Consider the following 15,034-nt stretch of genomic DNA (forward strand, 5'->3'; position numbering starts at 1 on the left):
CCACCACCCGACCCACCAGCCAGGAGGCACCATGGTCGACATCGCGCTCGACCCGAACATGTACTACCGGACGATGTCCACCGCGGACACCCTGCGCAAGGCGGCCGAGCTCGGCTTCGAGCACGTCGAGCTGTCCCCCAACGAGGAGTTCCACTTCTGGCACCACTACCCGAAGGCCGACGACGACTTCGTCGCCGGCCTGCGCCGGGCGTCCCGGGAGACCGGGGTGCGGGTCCGTACGCTCAATCCGGTCTTCAACTGGTCCAGCGTCGACGAGCAGGAGCGCACCGCCCAGGTGCGCAACTGGCGCCGGCTGCTGGAGCTGGCCGACCAGCTGGACGTCCGGGAGATCACCTCGGAATTTTCCGGGAACCCGAACACCCCGCGGGAGTGCGAGCACCAGTGGTACCGCTCGATCGAGGAGCTCGGCCCCGACTTCGAGCGGTACGGGATCCGGCTCAACATGGAGGCCCACCCGTACGACTTCGTCGAGCTGCACGACCAGGCGTACAGCGTGATCCGGGGCGCCAATCGGGACTGGATCGGCTACGAGTTCTGCTGCCCGCACACCTTCCACCTGTCCGACGGGGCCGGGGACGTCGAGCGGATGATCCGCTCCAGCGCCCCCAAGCTGCGGGAGGTGCACGTCGCCGACGCCTTCAACCACCGCGCCAACGACGGCAACCGCTACATCATCAACCCGCCGGGTGCCGATGCCCGGGTCCACCAGCACAACGAGTTGGGCCTGGGCGAGGTCCCCTTCGACCGGGTGGTCGCCACTCTGAAGGAGATCGGCTTCGACGGCGTGCTGTCGGTGTGTGTCTTCGGCTGGCACGAGCGGGCCGACGAGATCAACCGCCGGATGCTGGCCCGGCTGCGGGAAGAGTTCCTCGCCTGACGGCAGTGTCAGGACGACGATATTTGTCAGGACAAATCCTTCACATGGCGGGGAAATGTCTGTAATCTGGTGTCGGGTCCACCGTGGGTTGTGGGCCCGGCAAGGCGCCGAACCAACGGAGGTATCCATCGCAATGTCTGCACATATCCCGTCAACGATGAGGGCTGCGGTCCTGCGCGATCCGGAGCGGGGCCTCCGGGTCGAGGAGATCCGGACGCCCCACCCGAAGGTCGGTGAGGTGCTGATCAAGGTCGCCGCCTGCGGCCTGTGCCATTCCGACCTGCACGTGCTCGGCGGGGCGATCGCCTTCCCGCTGCCGGCCGTGCTCGGCCACGAGGTCTCCGGCGAGATCGTCGAGGTCGGGCCCGGCAACGAGCACACCGGTCTGGCGGTGGGGCAACGGGTCGCCGGCGCGTTCCTGATGCCGTGCGGCCAGTGCGCCGCCTGCGCCGCCGGGCGCGACGACCTGTGCGGCCCGTTCTTCGACCTCAACCGGCTGCAGGGCAAGCTCTACGACGGCACCACCCGGCTGGCCACCCTCGACGGCGACCCGATCGCGATGTACTCCATGGGCGGTCTGGCCGAGTACGCGGTGATCCCCTCGACCTCGGTCGCCCCGGTGCCGGACGACTACGACGTGGTGCCCGGTGCGATCATCGGCTGTGCCGCGATGACCGCGTACGGCGCGGTGCGCCGGGGTGCCGACCTGCGCCACGGGGAGACCGTGGCGGTGGTGGCGACCGGTGGCGTCGGATCGACGATCATCCCGATCGCGAAGTCCTTCGGGGCCCGCCGGATCGTTGCGATCGACGTCTCCGACGAGAAGCTGGCGGACGCCGTGGCGCTCGGGGCGACCGACGCGGTGAACTCGGCCACCACGCCCGACGTCCGGGCCGCGGTGCTGGCGGTGACCGGCGGGCGCGGGGTGGATGTCGCCTTCGAGGCGCTGGGTCGTCCGCAGACCTGGACGACCGCCCTCGATGTGCTGGCCGACGGCGGCCGGATGGTGCCGATCGGCCTGGGTGCAGGGGTGCAGACCGCCGGGGTGGAGATCAACCGGACGGTCCGCCGGTCCCAGTCGATCATCGGATCGTACGGTGCCCGGACCCGCCAGGACCTGCCCGAGGTGGTGCGACTCGCCACCGAGGGCGTGATCGACTACCGCGGACTGGTGAGCCGGCGCTACCGCCTCGAGGACGCCGGTGAGGGCTACGCGGCGCTGAAGCGCGGCGAGATCCGCGGGCGGGCCGTGGTCGACCTGTCGCTGTGAGCATCGACTCGCTGTGAGCGCCGACCCGGTGCCCGCCCGCGGACGGCGTCAGCGGGGCAGCAGGGAGAAGGCGTAGGTGGTCGTGGCGGCGCTGGCCACGAGGCCGGCGGCCACGGCCACCAGCGGCGCCGAGACTGCCACGCCGACCACCACGAGGGCGGCGCAGAGCAGCAGGACGGCGATCAGCAGGGTGGTCCGGATGGCGTAGCGGAAGCCCGCAGCGGCGAGGCGACCGTCCGGCTCGACGGCGGTGCGGGTGATGGCGGGGAAGGTGACGGTCGACATGACATTTCTCCTGTCAGGAGGTGGCGACCGTCCGGACCAACGACCGTGGTGATCCGGCACGGTCGTTGTGCTGTGTTCTGCTTGCACTCAATATGTTAGTACAAAGTGCTGTCAGGGCAAGCGTCCGGGTCGCCGGAGCGGCACAGCCGCATCAGCTCGGCCCAGGCGTTGATCTTCACCCGCGGCCGGCCGAGCGCCGCTCCCCGGGCGATCTCGGCGGCGTCGATCGCCAGCCAGTCGTCGTATGTCGTGGGGTCCACGCCGTGCAGCCGTAGCTCCACCAGCGGATCGGCGGGATGCCGGGGGAGGGTCGGCAGGTCCTCGAGCAGGTGGGCGACGGTCTGGGCGGCGTCCGCCTTGTTCGTGCCGATCACGCCGGTGGCCCCGCGCTTGATCCAGCCGGTGACGTACTCCCCGGGCAGCGCCCGGCCGTCGGTGTCGAGCACCCGGCCCTCGCGGTTCGGGATCACCCCCCGGGCATCATCGAACGGCACGTCGGGCAGCCTGGTGCTGCGGTAGCCGATCGCCCGCAGCACCAGGTCGACCGGGATGGTCCGGGTCCCGCCGCCCGGTACCGCGCCGGCGGGGATCACCGCCCCGTCCGGGCCGAGGGTGGTGCGCTCCAGTTCCAGCCGCTCGACCCGTGCGGCGCCGTGCAGGGCGACCGGGCGGTGCCAGAAGAGGAAGTGCAGCCGGCGCCGGACCGGGACCGGGTCCGGACGGGCGGCGGCCTCCCGCAGCGCCTCGATGTTCGCCCGGGTCCGCCGGTCGAGGCCGGCCTGCTCGGCCGTGTTGTCGTCCGCGGTGCCGGCGACCTCGCCGGCGCCGTCCTCGATCGTCACTGCCAGGCCGGGGGTGGTCAGCAGCTCCCGCAGCTCCCGGGTGGTGTAGCTGGCGTACTGCGGGCCGCGCCTGCCGATGATCCAGATGTCGGTGACCGCGGAGGCGGTCAGCTCGGCCAGCACGGTCTCCGGCATGTCGGTCGCGGCGAGCTGGGCCGGGTCCTTGGCCAGGATCCGCGCCACGTCGACGGCCACGTTGCCGACCCCGACGCAGGCCACCGAGCGGACCCCGTGCAGCGACTGCGGGGCGGCGTCCGGGTGGCCGCCGTACCAGGCGACGAACTGGCGGGCCGAGCCGCTGCCCGGCAGCTCCTCGCCGGGCACCCGCAGCATCAGGTCGCCGGACGCGCCGACGGCGTACACCACCGCGTCGTACGCCTCGACCAGACCCCGGCGGGTGAGGTCACGGCCGAGTTCCACGGTGCCCAGGAAACGGACCCGGGTGGAGTCGAAGGTGTGCGCCAGGGCCCGGGCGACGGAGCGGATGCTGGTGTGGTCCGGTGCCACGCCGTAGCGCAGCAGGCCGAACGGGGTGGGCAGCCGGTCGAAGATGTCGATCAGGACCGGCACCTGCTGCTGGCGGACCAGATGCTGGGCGGTGAACAGCCCGGCCGGGCCCGCTCCGACGATGGCGACGCGGTACGGCGACGGCTCGACCATGCCAGCTCCTTCTCAGGCTGGCACCGAGCCTAGTCGCTCGCCGGGTGCGGGGACGGCGAAACCCCCGGCGGCCTGGTGTCGGGGAGGCCGCCGGGGGTGGTTCGTGGAGTGATCCGCAGGGCTGAGGGTCAGGCGTAGAAGGCCGGCCTGTCGATCATCTGCACCGCGACCTCGACGCCGCCGCTCTCCAGCGACTCGATCGCCGCGTCGACCACACAGGTGGCGGCGTAGCCGTCCCAGGAGGTCGAGCCGGTGTGCTCGCCGCGCTCGACCGCGCGGATCCACTGCTGGACCTCCTGGTTGAAGGCGGCGTGGAACCGGTCGATGTGGCTGGAGCAGATCGCGTGGTGCTCGCCCACCGCGTCGCGGGTGATGGTGTGGTGCTGGTCGCTGAGCCGGATGGTGCCCGCCTCCAGCACCAGCTCGCACTCGATCGCGTAGCCGAACTGGATGTTGACGTTGACCTCGTCGTCGATGAGGACGCCCGACTCGGTCTTCGCCACCAGCACCAGCGGGTCCTGCAGGTGCGCGAACCGGCGCGAGGTGGCCCGCGGGGTGTCGATCCGGACCGAGGTGATCTCCTCACCGAGCAGGAACCGGCAGGTGTCGATCTCGTGGATGGCGGTGTCGTCGATCATGTTCCGGGTGGTGTACCCCTCCGGGACGGTGGGGTTGCGGTGCCGGCAGTGCACCAGGGTGGCGTAGCCGAGCTCGCCGTCGACGAGGGCCTTGCGCATCTCGCCGTAGCCGGCGTCGAAGCGCCGCATGAAGCCGACGGTGACCAGCTTCTTGCCGGCCCGCTGCTCGGCCTCGAGGACCTTGAGGCCGTCCTCGGCGGTGGTGGTCAGCGGCTTCTCGCAGAGCACGTACTTGCCCGCCTCGACGGCGGCCAGCACGTCGGGGGCGTGCACCTTGCCGAAGGTGGCGATCAGGACGGCGTCCACCTCGGGGTCGGCGATCAGCTCCGCGCCGGTCGCGTAGGCCTTGGCGCCCAGCGGCTCGGCCACCGCCTTCGCACCGTCGAGGTTGATGTCGGCGACGGCGACGACCGTGCCGCCGGCCAGCTCGTTCTCGATCCGCTCGACGTGGGCGCGGCCCATGCCGCCGGCGCCGATGAGTCCGATCCGTACGGTCATTGTCCCGATCCTTCCTGTCCCGTTCCCGGGCTCACTTCAGGCCCAGGCCGCAGTCGGCCAGGTAGTTGCGCATGTTGATGGCGTTCTGCTTCGGGAAGTCCGGGGCGCAGGGGTAGCAGTCCTGCTCACAGATGCAGTAGAGGTCCTTGTCCAGGCCGGCGAGGGCGTCGACGAAGGCGTGCATCTCCGGCAGGCCGGCGGGCGGGCAGACCGAGGCGCCCTTGGTGACGGCCTCGCCGAACGGCCAGTCCTTCTCGTGGGCCTCCTTGGTGATCGCCTCGTCGAAGGCCTTGATGTGCACGTAGGTGATCCGCTCGGGGTACTGGCGGACCAGTTCCACCGGGTCGCCGCCGCCGTAGACGATGTGACCGGAGTCGAGGCAGAGGTTGACGTACGTCGGGTCGGTCGCCTCGAAGATCCGGGCGATCTCCTCGGGGGTCTCGATGTGCGAGTCACCGTGCGGGTGCAGCACCATCTTCAGGCTGTACTCGTCGAGCAGGATCTGGCCGAGCCGGTTGGCGTTGTCGACGTAGAGCTTCCAGGCCTCCGGGGACAGCACCCGGTCGTCGGTGAACTGCCAGGTCTTGTCGTCGCGGTACAGCGGAGGCAGGTGCACGATGTACTCGGCGCCGACGGCGGCGTGGGTCTCGGCGATGGCCCGGAAGGTCTTCTCGGTGTCGGCCCAGGCCTCCTTCTTGTGCAGGATGCCCCAGCCGGTGCCGCCGACGACCTTCAGGCCGAACTCCTTGGTCCAGCGGTCGAGTTCCTTGGGGTCGGTGGGGAAGTAGCCGTACGGGCCCGTCTCGAGGATCTCGAAACCGGCCTCGGCCATCTCCTGCATGGCCTGGCGGGGGTCCATCTGCTTCGGGTCCTGGGGGAACCAGACCCCCCACTGGTCGGGGCAGACACCGATCGCCAGCTTGGAGTACCGGGGGTCGTCGGTGTTGCGCGCCTTGGAGGTCGCCGTGGGCGTCGTGGTGGAGGTCATCGTCCTCACATCTCCTCGTCGTTGAAGAGCTCCTATTTGGAGCGTGCCAAAAGGCTAACCCGCCTCGATGCAGTTTGTACAGTCAAAAGAGGTCTTCGGGTGACAAAAGTCACCTGCTGCTGGCCGGTAAGCTGTTCCCACGTGCAATTGTCAGTACGTGCGGCGGAGGGGGAAGGGGGCCGGAGTGGCCGGATCGCGTCCGACCCAGGCGGACGTCGCGCGCCTGGCGGGCGTCTCACGCCAGACGGTGTCCCTGGTGGTGCTCGACGATCCGCGGGTGTCCGACCGCAGCCGGGCCGTCGTCCGGCAGGCGATGCAGCAGCTCGGTTACCGGCCCAATGTCGCGGCCCGGGCACTGGCGGCGCACCGGACCGGGTTCGTCGGCATCGTGCTCTCCGATCTCGGCAACCCCTTCCATGCCGACATCGTCGAGGCGCTGCGCCGCCGGTTCGAGGACGACGGCCTGATCCCCTTCATCGCCCCGGTCGGTGACGATCCGCGCGAGGAGGCGGTCGCCGTCGGGAGGTTCCTCCAGATGAACGTCGACGGGCTGGTGCTGATCTCGCCGCTGGCCACCGACGCCGAGCTCGCCGTGGTCGGCCGCCAGGTGCCGACCGTGCTGGTCACCCGGAATCTCGGGCCCACCTCGGTGGATCTGGTGCACACCGACGACCGGGCCGGGGCGCACCGGCTGACCCGGCACCTGTTGGACCGTGGCTATGATCCGGTCGTCTATGTCGGCTACGACCGGGGCGTGCCGGGGGACTCCTCCAGTGCCCGGATGATGGGCTATCGCGCGGCGATGGTCGAGCACGGCCGGATGCCGTTGATCGTCCCGGTCGGTGCGGACGGGGTGGCTGCCGCGGTCGGCCCGGTGTTGCGCGAGCATGGACCCGGGCTGGCGCTGTGCTGCCACAACGACCTGACCGCTCTCGAGGTCCTCGGGGTGCTTGCGGCGTACGGCCTGGCACCCGGGCGGGATGCGGGGGTGGCGGGGTTCGACAACACCACCATCGCCGGCTACCCCGGAGTCTCGCTGACCAGCATCGACCAAGGGACCGAGGAGATGGCCCGCCGGGCTGTCGGGTTGATCGGCGAGCGACTGGCCGGCCGGGACGAGGCGGTGGACATCGTGGTGCCGTTGTCGCTGGTGGTCCGGCAGTCCAGCACTCGGGAATGAGATCGCTCGTCGAAATGTATGGACAAATGATGAACGGATGGGTACTTTGACAATATTGGAGCGCGCCAAAGGGTGACGTCCGGCGCGCTCCTCCTCAACGACGAGCGTACGAAGGAGTTGCCCCCATGGCGACCACATCCGATCCCCTCAGTTCCCTGCCGTCGGATCCCACTCCGGGCGACATCCGGGAGCTGGTACGGACCACCCCGGCCTCGGGCACGCGGCGCTCGATCGCCCTGCTCGCGACGGTGGCGACCTTCGGATCGCTGCTGTTCGGGTACGACACCGGCGTCATCGCCGGCGCGCTGCCCTACATGTATCTGCCCCGGATCGCCGGTGGCCTGCACCTCAACTCGGTCGAGGAGGGCATGGTCGGCGGCATCCTGGCGGTCGGCGCGGCCTTCGGTGCGATCATCGGCGGCCGGCTCTCCGACCGCTACGGGCGGCGGCACAACATCCTGATGCTGGCGGTGATCTTCATCGTCGGCACGGTCGGCTGCACACTGGCCCCGAACGTCTGGCTGCTCTACCCGTTCCGGTTCGTCCTCGGCTGGGCGGTCGGCGGGGCCTCCTCCACCGTCCCGATCTACCTGTCGGAGACCGCCCCGAAGCGGATCCGCGGACCGTTGATCGCGGTCGACCAGTTCATGATCGTCACCGGCCAGTTGCTCGCCTACACGATGAACGCCGTGCTGTCCTCGGCCAACGGCGGGCCGCGGGTGTTGGTCGCCGCCGACCCGTCCGGCGCCTTCGCCGCGGGCCAGTGGGCGCCGTGGGACGCCGTCAGCAGCATCGCCGGGCTGGTGGTCTCCGGTGGCAACGGTTCGGTGTGGCGCTACATGCTGGTGCTCGCCACCATCCCGGCGATCGCGCTGTGGATCGGCATGCGGATGATGCCGGAGTCCTCGCGCTGGTACGCCGCCAACGGCCACTACGTCCAGGCGATCGGGGCGCTGAAGCGGGTCCGCAACGACCCCCGCGACGACGTCGCCGGCGAGATCGAGCAGATGGTCGAGGTGCACCGCCTCGAGCAGCAACAGGAGAAGTGGACCCTGCGGCAGGCGTGGAACACCCGCTGGACCCGCCGGATCATCGTCATCGGCTGCTTCCTGGGCTTCTTCGACCAGCTGACCGGCATCAACACGGCGATGTACTACCTGCCGAAGATCCTGCACGCCGCCGGCTTCTCCTCGGCGAACTCCATCACCCTGAACGTCGTCACCGGCATCGCCTCCTGCATCGGCTCGGCGGTCGGCTTCCTGCTGGTGGGCAAGTTCATGCGCCGGCACGTCGGCATGTACCAGGAGACCGGCGTGACGCTGTCGCTGTTCTCGCTGGCGCTGGTCTTCGGTCTCGGCATCGCCCCGCACATGACCGCCGACGGCAGCATCGCCTCCACCATCCCGGCCGCGCTGCCCTGGGTGGTCGTCGCGCTGGTCTCGGTGTTCGTCTTCATCAAGCAGTCCGGCACGGTCAACTGGATCCTGGTCTCGGAGATCTTCCCGGCCCGGATCCGCGGCGTCGCCCAGGGCGTGGCCGTGGGTGCGCTGTGGATCATGAACGCCATCGTCACCTTCGCCTTCCCGGTGATGATCGCCGGTCTCGGCGCGGCCTGGACGTACGGCGTGTTCGGCGCCATCAATGTGGTCGCGCTGCTCTTCTACACGTTCGTCGTGCCCGAGACGAAGACCTCCTCGCTGGAGGAGATCGAGGAGCAGCTCCGGGAGCGGTTCGCCTGACCGCCCCCGCGTACCGCCGGCCGGCTCAGCCGGCCAGCGGCCACTCCGCCACGGTGAGGTGCTCCGGGAGGTCCAACCGGCCCGGCACCTCACCGTACGGTGCGTCGTAGGTGTAGCTGAGGCTGACCCGTTCCCGGACCGCCGGCAGCAGCCGGTGGGGCGCCGCCCGCAGGTAGCCGTCGGTGAGGTCGGCGAGCAGTTCGCCGACGGTCACCAGGAAGGCGCCGCGCACCCGGTCGGCCGGACGCCACCGGTGGTCGACGAGGATCTGGTCACCCTCGCTCCAGGAGTCGAGCCAGCGCAGCGTCAGCGCCCCGCCGTCGGTGTGGGATTCGATCGGGTGGCTGGCCGCGTCGTCGCCGAGTTCCCGGGCGACCGAGGTCCAGGTCGCCGGGTCCCCGGCGAATGCCCGGTCGAACACCGCGGCGTCCTGTTCCAGCCCGACGGCCAGCTGCCGCAGCAGCGCCCGGGCTACCTCCGTCGCCCGGTCCTGGAACCGCAGTGCGCGGTCCCGCAGGGCGGGCAGCCGGGTCGGCCACTGGTTGGGGCCGACCAGCGAGTCGCCGGGGCGGGTCCGGCGCCGGGGCGGGATCGTCGGCAGTTCCGCGCCGACGTCGAACTGTTCGCGCCAGCCCGCCGCGGCCCCCTGGCCGAAGCTGGTCCAGCCGCGGAACTGCTCGGAGCGGGCGGTGTCGACGGTGGCCTTGACCCGGGTGGGCAGCGCGAAGAACAGCCGGGCCTGGTCGAGGACCTGGGCCGGCAGCGCGGGCCGGATGCCGTGGCCGATCAGGTAGAAGGCGCCGATGTCGTGGGCGGCGGCGCGCAGTTCGTCGGGCGCGAGCCGGCCGAGGTCGAGGACCGGCAGGTCGGTGGCGGAGGTGGAGGGCCGGGTGGGGGCGTGCGTGATCGTGGAGACGGACATGGGAGAACTCCTGAGGACAAGCAGAGGTACGGGAAGAGGTCGTCCGGGGACGCGCCGAGGCGCCGGGCGCTGGGGACCGGCGGTCTCAGCGCGACAGCATTCGCTCGCACCGACACGCACGACACGACATCGCCGCGAGGGCGGCGACGGGGCGCGAGGCGGGGGCGAGATGCGACATGGGACTCCTGAGACGTGCTTGCAGAAGAGACATTAGGGGAACTTCGGGATGGGTTCAAGCCCTGTGATGGTCGGAAAACCCCTGCCGGAACGACGACGCGGTCCTACCGTGGGACCATGAGCCCGGGCTACCCAGCACTCCGCCAGGTCGACGTCCACACCCATGCGCTGCCGCAGCCGCTGTTGCAGTGGCTGGCCGAGCAGGGCCTCGCCGAGCCCGACGACGTCCCCCGCGAGGCGTACGACGTCGAGGCGCGGCTGGCCTTCATGGACGAGGCCGGGGTCGAGGTGCACGCGGTGTCGGTCTCCCCGCACCTGCGCACCCCGGCGTCCCCGGACGCCGGCTTCGTCCGGGAGCTGGCCCGGCGGAGCAACGAGGCGCTCGCCGGGTTCGTCGCGCAGGCACCGGACCGGCTGGTGGCGCTGGCCGCCGTCCCGGTCGGTCTGGCCGATGCCACCGAGGAGGTGCGGCGCTGCCTCGACGACCTCGGGATGGCCGGGGTGGTCCTCGCCACCCGCGGGCTGGGACGGGACCTGACCGACCCGGTGCACACCCCCCTGTGGGAGCTGCTGGTGCAGCACCGGGCGTTCACGCTGCTGCACCCGGTGGCGGCCCCTGGGCAGGCCGGCACGCTGGCCGCGGCGGTCGACCTGGCGACCGGGGTGGCGGCGCTGCTGCACGCCGGCGTCCTGGAGACGTACGACGTCCCGCTCTGCCTGGCCTACGGCGGGGGCGCCCTGCCGTCGGTGCGGGGTCTGCTGCAGCGCGGCTGGGAACGTCTCGGCGAGGGGCCCGCGCTGCGCCACTCGCCGCTCGACCAGCTGCGTCGGCTGTTCTACGACACGGCCACCTTCGACCCGCTCCAGCTGCAGCAGCTGGTCGAGTTCGCCGGTCCCGCGCAGGTGCTGATGGGCAGCGACTACCCGGCGCCGCTGGGCGACGCCGACCCGATCGGGGTGGTGGAGGCCTGCCAGTTCGGCCCGGTGCAGGAGATGATCACCGGGGTGACGGCGACCTCCCTGCTCCGGCTGACCGTCTGAGCCCCTGCCGGGGGGTCAGCGGCCGGTGCCGCGGACCGAGCCGGTGACCGGGGTGGGGGAGACGGCCAGGCAGACGGTCGGGGCCGGCCCGGACCGGTCCCAGGCATCCGCCGAGGCGGTGAGCACCCGGACGGCGGTGTCGCTGTGGTCCGGGACGCTGCCGACGTATGCCTGGAACGCGTCGCTGCACGGGGCGTCGCCCCGGGCCGCCGGATCGTTCCCGTCGAGGACGGCGACCACCTCGGCGGTGTGGTCGACCGCACAGCCGAGCACCTCCAGGTAGGCCACCCTGCCGGTGCCCGGCAGCCGATCGGCGTCGAGGCACATCCCGGTCCGGACATCGGCCAGGTGCACCATGGTTGCCGGCGGGGGCGTCTGAGGGCTGGGGGTGGCCAGCAGGCTGTGCGAGCCGGTGGCGCAGCCGGCCAGCGGCAGGGCCAGAGCCAGCAGCAGGGCGGCGGGGGCGGGTCGGGGCATCGGGGGACTCCTCTAGAGCAGGCGGCCCTCGGCCGTCAGCAGTCGGGTGCGGGCGCCCGCCGGAAGCCCGTCGATCAGGGAGTCGGTCACCGCGAGCACGGCCCCGCCCCGCCGCGCCCGGGCCGAGGCGCGGTCACGGACCTCGGCAGTGGTGTGGTTGGTCAGGTCGACCAGCACCACCGGCGCGGGGTGCAGCAGGGCGGCGGCGATCGGCAGCACGCTGCGATCGGACCCGCGGGTGTCGCCGACCCGGGCATCCACGGCGTGACCGTGGCCGAGCGCGGCCAGTTCGGTGGCGGCCTCGTCGACGGTACGGTGGGCCAGCTCGGCGACGGCGTGGGCGCAGCTGAGGGCCGGGTGCGGGGCGCGGAGGGTGAGGCTGCAGACGATCCCGCGGTGGCGGACCGCGGCGACGTCGCGGGCGCAGGCCTGGGCGAGATCCGTCGCCCCGTGCCGGTCACGGTAGACCAGCTGCCCCGAGGTGAGGCTGCAGGCGCTGCTCAACAGCCGGAGCAGGGTGCGGCGGGTCCGTTCCTCGGCCGCGGTGACGACAGTGAGCCGGCCCGAGACGAGTTCGAGATCGACGTCGCGGACGGCCGCGGCCCCTGGCAGCTCACCGTTGAGGGCGGTGGCCACCAGACTGACCGGGCCGGGCATCAGGGGCCCGGCGGGAGGATACTGGAGGACACGCGGGCGACGCTACCAGCATCGGCCGCCGCTATCACACCGCCGGTCCACCCAGCGCCAGGGGCCCGGAACCGGACAGGAACGCGTCGAGGGCGGCCCGCATCGCGGTGACCTCGGCCAGCGCCGTCGAGCTCACCGGGTGCAGCTCGGCCAGGGTGGCGTCGAGGTCGGCCGGGTCCACCGGTTGCACGCCGGCCAGGGCCTCCCGCGCGCCGGGCATGCCGAACCCGCCGGCCGAGTCGCCGCTCCACCGCCGGTAGTCCCACCGGCCGCGGACGCACCAGTCCAGGTCGAGGAGCTCCCCATCGGCCTGCCGGATCTCCTCCGCCGGTACCCAGCCGGGTGACGGGGACAGCGAGCGTTGCCCGTCCGTCCCGTCCCCGGCCGGTTCCACGGGACGGCGGCCGAACAGCCGCCCGAACAGGCCAGGCCCGGCCGCCGATGCCGGCCGGTGCACCGACAGCACCAGGTGGGCGGGGTCCAGCGCGGTCAGCCGGACGATCCGTCCGTCCGGGGCGTACGCCACCGGCCCGTGCTCGTCCAGATCGAGCCGGCGCCGTTCCCGCGGGGTGCCCGCCGCCGCGTCGCGCAGCGCCGCCACCCCCCAGGCCAGGGTCCGGCGGACCGCCTGGGCCAGCTCCGGGTCGGTCGGGTCGGGGCGGGCGGGTGCGGCGGCGTGCTCGGCGTGCTCCACCGGCAGCACATCGGCCCGCTCCAGGGCCCGCCGGGTGGTGTCGTACGGCGCCGGCGGCACGGTGAGGGAGACCACCCCCAGCGGGGCGTCGCCGGCCAGGTGTCCCCACAGCTGGTAGGTCAGCCGGGCGGTCCGTTCCGCGGCGACCCGGGGGACCGGGGTGCGGCGCAGGTGCCCGGAGAGGGCCACCAGGTGGTCGGCCAGCAGGCCGGGGTCGAGGGCGATCTCCGGGTCGACGATGGCGTTCCAGGCGACCGCGGCCAGCGGCAGCAGTTCCGCCGCCCAGGTCCGTCCGGGATCGTACGACCAGGCGTCGGCGGACCGCCACAGCAGGGTGGCGAGTGCTTCGACGGTCGCCTCGTCGGAGCCGAGGCTCTGCAGCGAGGGGTCGGCCGCCGGGTCGGCCCAGGGCCGGCGCGGGTCGAGCCGGCCGGTCCGCTGCGGGGTGCTCTCCCATCGGCCGTCCTGGGTCCAGGCGATCAGCGAGTAGCGGCGGGCCGGGTCGGCCGCGACCCAGGACGGGGCGCCCGCCAGGTGCCAGCCGGCCCGCTCGGAGCCGGGCTCACCGACCCCGGGGGCGTACGCCGACAGCACGTAGTGCCGGGCCCGGTCGGCCTCGGCGTCGACGAGGGTGGCCCAGCAGCCCTCCTCGGGTGCCGCGGAGAGTCCGTCCTGCAACAGCGTCCACGGGGAGGTGCGGGGCGACCCGTCCGCCAGCAGTTCGGCATGCAGCGCGAGCACGCCCCAGCGGACCAGCACCGGGTTGAGCCGGGCGAGCAACCGGCCGGGCGAGGGGAGGTAATCCGACATGTGTCCCATCCTGCACGTTCCGGGACCTCGGTAGGCTGACCCCCATGCGGTGGCGAGGATGGCGGGCGGTGGCGAGCGGCTTGGCCGTGTGCGGACTGGTGGCCGGGTGCAGCGCCCCGCAGAACGCCGCGGCCGCCGCCCCCCGGCTCTCCGACATCGCCTATCGCAACTTCGTCTACCGCGGCGGCTGTGACTGGGACAAGCCCGGCCTGGACACCCCGATGGCCTGGGGCCGGCAGACCGGTGTGGTGACCAGGACCGGCACGGTGCCCTCGCACGCCGAGGTGGTCGACTCCCGCCGGGTCCGGCTCGGCACCCCGGCCCGGGACTACCTCATCGTCCGGCTGCAGTGCTCGATCGGCGATGCGACCGCCACCGGCTGGCATCTGCTCGGCTTCGACGGCACCCAGCCGGTCGACCTCGGCATCGTCGCGGCGGCGTACGGTCCGCTGGACCTGCAGGTGGCCGACGGCCAGCTCGTCGTCGGGCACGAGTACCGCAGCACCGCCGACCGGGGGCTCTCGGACACCGGTCGCACCGACTACCGGGTGGCGATGGTGGGCAACACCCCGGTGCGTCTCTACGGCGACGAGCAGCCCTCCGACGTGCCGGCCGGGGTGGACCGCTGGGCCCCGAACGCCTGGCGTGCCGGTCTGGTCACCCTGGTCACCACGAGTCCCGCCGGGGTCACCGGGTGGCACCTGGGGGTGCAGCTCGACCCGACCACCGCGATCACTGCCGACGACCTCACCGTCGGCGACGCCGGGTGCACCCCCGCGGCGACCTGGACCCACGCCGGCCAGCGGATCGATCCGGCCGGCACCCAGGGCTGGGTCGGCGCCGACGGAGCCGGTCAGCGCGGCTCGCTGGTCACCCTCTCGCTGCCGACCGACGCCCCCGACCTGGCCCGGGTCGCCCGTCCGGCGCTGCCGTTGTCGACCCCGCTGCGCGGGCTGCTGGTCACCGGCTCGGGGCTGGTGCCGGCGCTGGCCACCGCGGGCACCGCGACCCTCGGGTCGGCGGTGCCGACCGTCCCGGTGACCTCGCGTGCCCCGGCCGACGACCGGTTGGAGACCCAGCCGTTCGCCGGCCCGACGGCCGTGTTCCGCGACGAGCAGGGGACGGTGCTGCTCTCCGGCGCCTGGACGGCATCGGGCGCATCCACCACGGAGGGGATGCGCCCGATGCCGGACCCCGGCGTGACGCCGGTATCCGGCTGCTGAGCCGC

The 15,034-nt window shown here is 72.3% G+C and carries 14 protein-coding genes; 6 read left to right on the forward strand and 8 right to left on the reverse strand.

Annotated features, from left to right (window positions below; genetic code table 11):
• Positions 1-31 precede the first annotated feature (31 nt).
• Entirely contained in the window at positions 32-898 is an 867-nt protein-coding gene (locus tag R0145_RS01565) for a sugar phosphate isomerase/epimerase (protein WP_317838686.1), read from the forward strand.
• 157 nt (positions 899-1,055) lie between these two features.
• Positions 1,056-2,168: a zinc-binding dehydrogenase gene (locus R0145_RS01570; RefSeq protein ID WP_317838687.1), complete on the forward strand. Its 1,113-nt coding sequence runs from the start codon at positions 1,056-1,058 to the stop codon at positions 2,166-2,168.
• Between the two features lie 48 nt (positions 2,169-2,216).
• Here R0145_RS01570 and R0145_RS01575 read toward each other — a convergent pair whose 3' ends face one another.
• The 4 genes from R0145_RS01575 to R0145_RS01590 form a co-directional block, all read right to left on the reverse strand.
• Complete coding sequence (locus R0145_RS01575) at positions 2,217-2,453, reverse strand: hypothetical protein (protein WP_317838688.1); 237 nt, start codon at positions 2,451-2,453, stop codon at positions 2,217-2,219.
• Positions 2,454-2,548: 95 nt separating this feature from the next.
• Complete coding sequence (locus R0145_RS01580) at positions 2,549-3,955, reverse strand: FAD-dependent oxidoreductase (protein ID WP_317838689.1); 1,407 nt, start codon at positions 3,953-3,955, stop codon at positions 2,549-2,551.
• A 128-nt stretch (positions 3,956-4,083) separates the two neighbouring features.
• Positions 4,084-5,091: a Gfo/Idh/MocA family oxidoreductase gene (locus tag R0145_RS01585; RefSeq protein ID WP_317838690.1), complete on the reverse strand. Its 1,008-nt coding sequence runs from the start codon at positions 5,089-5,091 to the stop codon at positions 4,084-4,086.
• A gap of 31 nt (positions 5,092-5,122) precedes the next feature.
• A complete protein-coding gene (locus tag R0145_RS01590; protein ID WP_317838691.1) occupies positions 5,123-6,079 on the reverse strand; it encodes a sugar phosphate isomerase/epimerase in 957 nt (318 codons plus the stop codon).
• 184 nt (positions 6,080-6,263) lie between these two features.
• On the opposite strand from R0145_RS01590, the gene R0145_RS01595 reads away from it, so the two are divergent.
• Together R0145_RS01595 and R0145_RS01600 are read left to right on the forward strand one after the other, a co-directional pair.
• Positions 6,264-7,259, forward strand: a complete 996-nt coding sequence (locus R0145_RS01595) for a LacI family DNA-binding transcriptional regulator (RefSeq protein ID WP_317838692.1) — start codon at positions 6,264-6,266, stop codon at positions 7,257-7,259.
• A gap of 125 nt (positions 7,260-7,384) precedes the next feature.
• Positions 7,385-8,998: an MFS transporter gene (locus tag R0145_RS01600; RefSeq protein WP_317838693.1), complete on the forward strand. Its 1,614-nt coding sequence runs from the start codon at positions 7,385-7,387 to the stop codon at positions 8,996-8,998.
• 25 nt (positions 8,999-9,023) lie between these two features.
• Here R0145_RS01600 and R0145_RS01605 read toward each other — a convergent pair whose 3' ends face one another.
• A complete protein-coding gene (locus R0145_RS01605) occupies positions 9,024-9,920 on the reverse strand; it encodes a 2-oxoglutarate and iron-dependent oxygenase domain-containing protein (RefSeq protein ID WP_317838694.1) in 897 nt (298 codons plus the stop codon).
• 294 nt (positions 9,921-10,214) lie between these two features.
• Here R0145_RS01605 and R0145_RS01610 point away from each other — a divergent pair, with 294 nt between their 5' ends.
• Positions 10,215-11,138 (forward strand): amidohydrolase family protein, encoded by a 924-nt coding sequence (locus R0145_RS01610; protein WP_317838695.1) that lies wholly within the window; start codon positions 10,215-10,217, stop codon positions 11,136-11,138.
• A gap of 15 nt (positions 11,139-11,153) precedes the next feature.
• Here R0145_RS01610 and R0145_RS01615 read toward each other — a convergent pair whose 3' ends face one another.
• From R0145_RS01615 to R0145_RS01625, 3 genes are all read right to left on the reverse strand, one after another.
• Positions 11,154-11,615, reverse strand: a complete 462-nt coding sequence (locus R0145_RS01615; RefSeq protein ID WP_317838696.1) for a hypothetical protein — start codon at positions 11,613-11,615, stop codon at positions 11,154-11,156.
• A 12-nt stretch (positions 11,616-11,627) separates the two neighbouring features.
• On the reverse strand, positions 11,628-12,272 hold the full coding sequence (locus R0145_RS01620) for a hypothetical protein (protein WP_317838697.1): 645 nt from the start codon (positions 12,270-12,272) through the stop codon (positions 11,628-11,630).
• Between the two features lie 64 nt (positions 12,273-12,336).
• Positions 12,337-13,806 carry a hypothetical protein gene (locus R0145_RS01625; protein ID WP_317838698.1) on the reverse strand — a complete coding sequence of 490 codons (1,470 nt, stop codon included), beginning with the start codon at positions 13,804-13,806 and terminating at the stop codon, positions 12,337-12,339.
• Positions 13,807-13,850: 44 nt separating this feature from the next.
• Here R0145_RS01625 and R0145_RS01630 point away from each other — a divergent pair, with 44 nt between their 5' ends.
• Positions 13,851-15,029, forward strand: a complete 1,179-nt coding sequence (locus tag R0145_RS01630) for a hypothetical protein (protein ID WP_317838699.1) — start codon at positions 13,851-13,853, stop codon at positions 15,027-15,029.
• The last annotated feature ends 5 nt before the right edge of the window (positions 15,030-15,034 follow it).

This window comes from Raineyella sp. W15-4 (genome assembly GCF_033170155.1).
Classification (GTDB): Bacteria; Actinomycetota; Actinomycetes; order Propionibacteriales; family Propionibacteriaceae; genus Raineyella.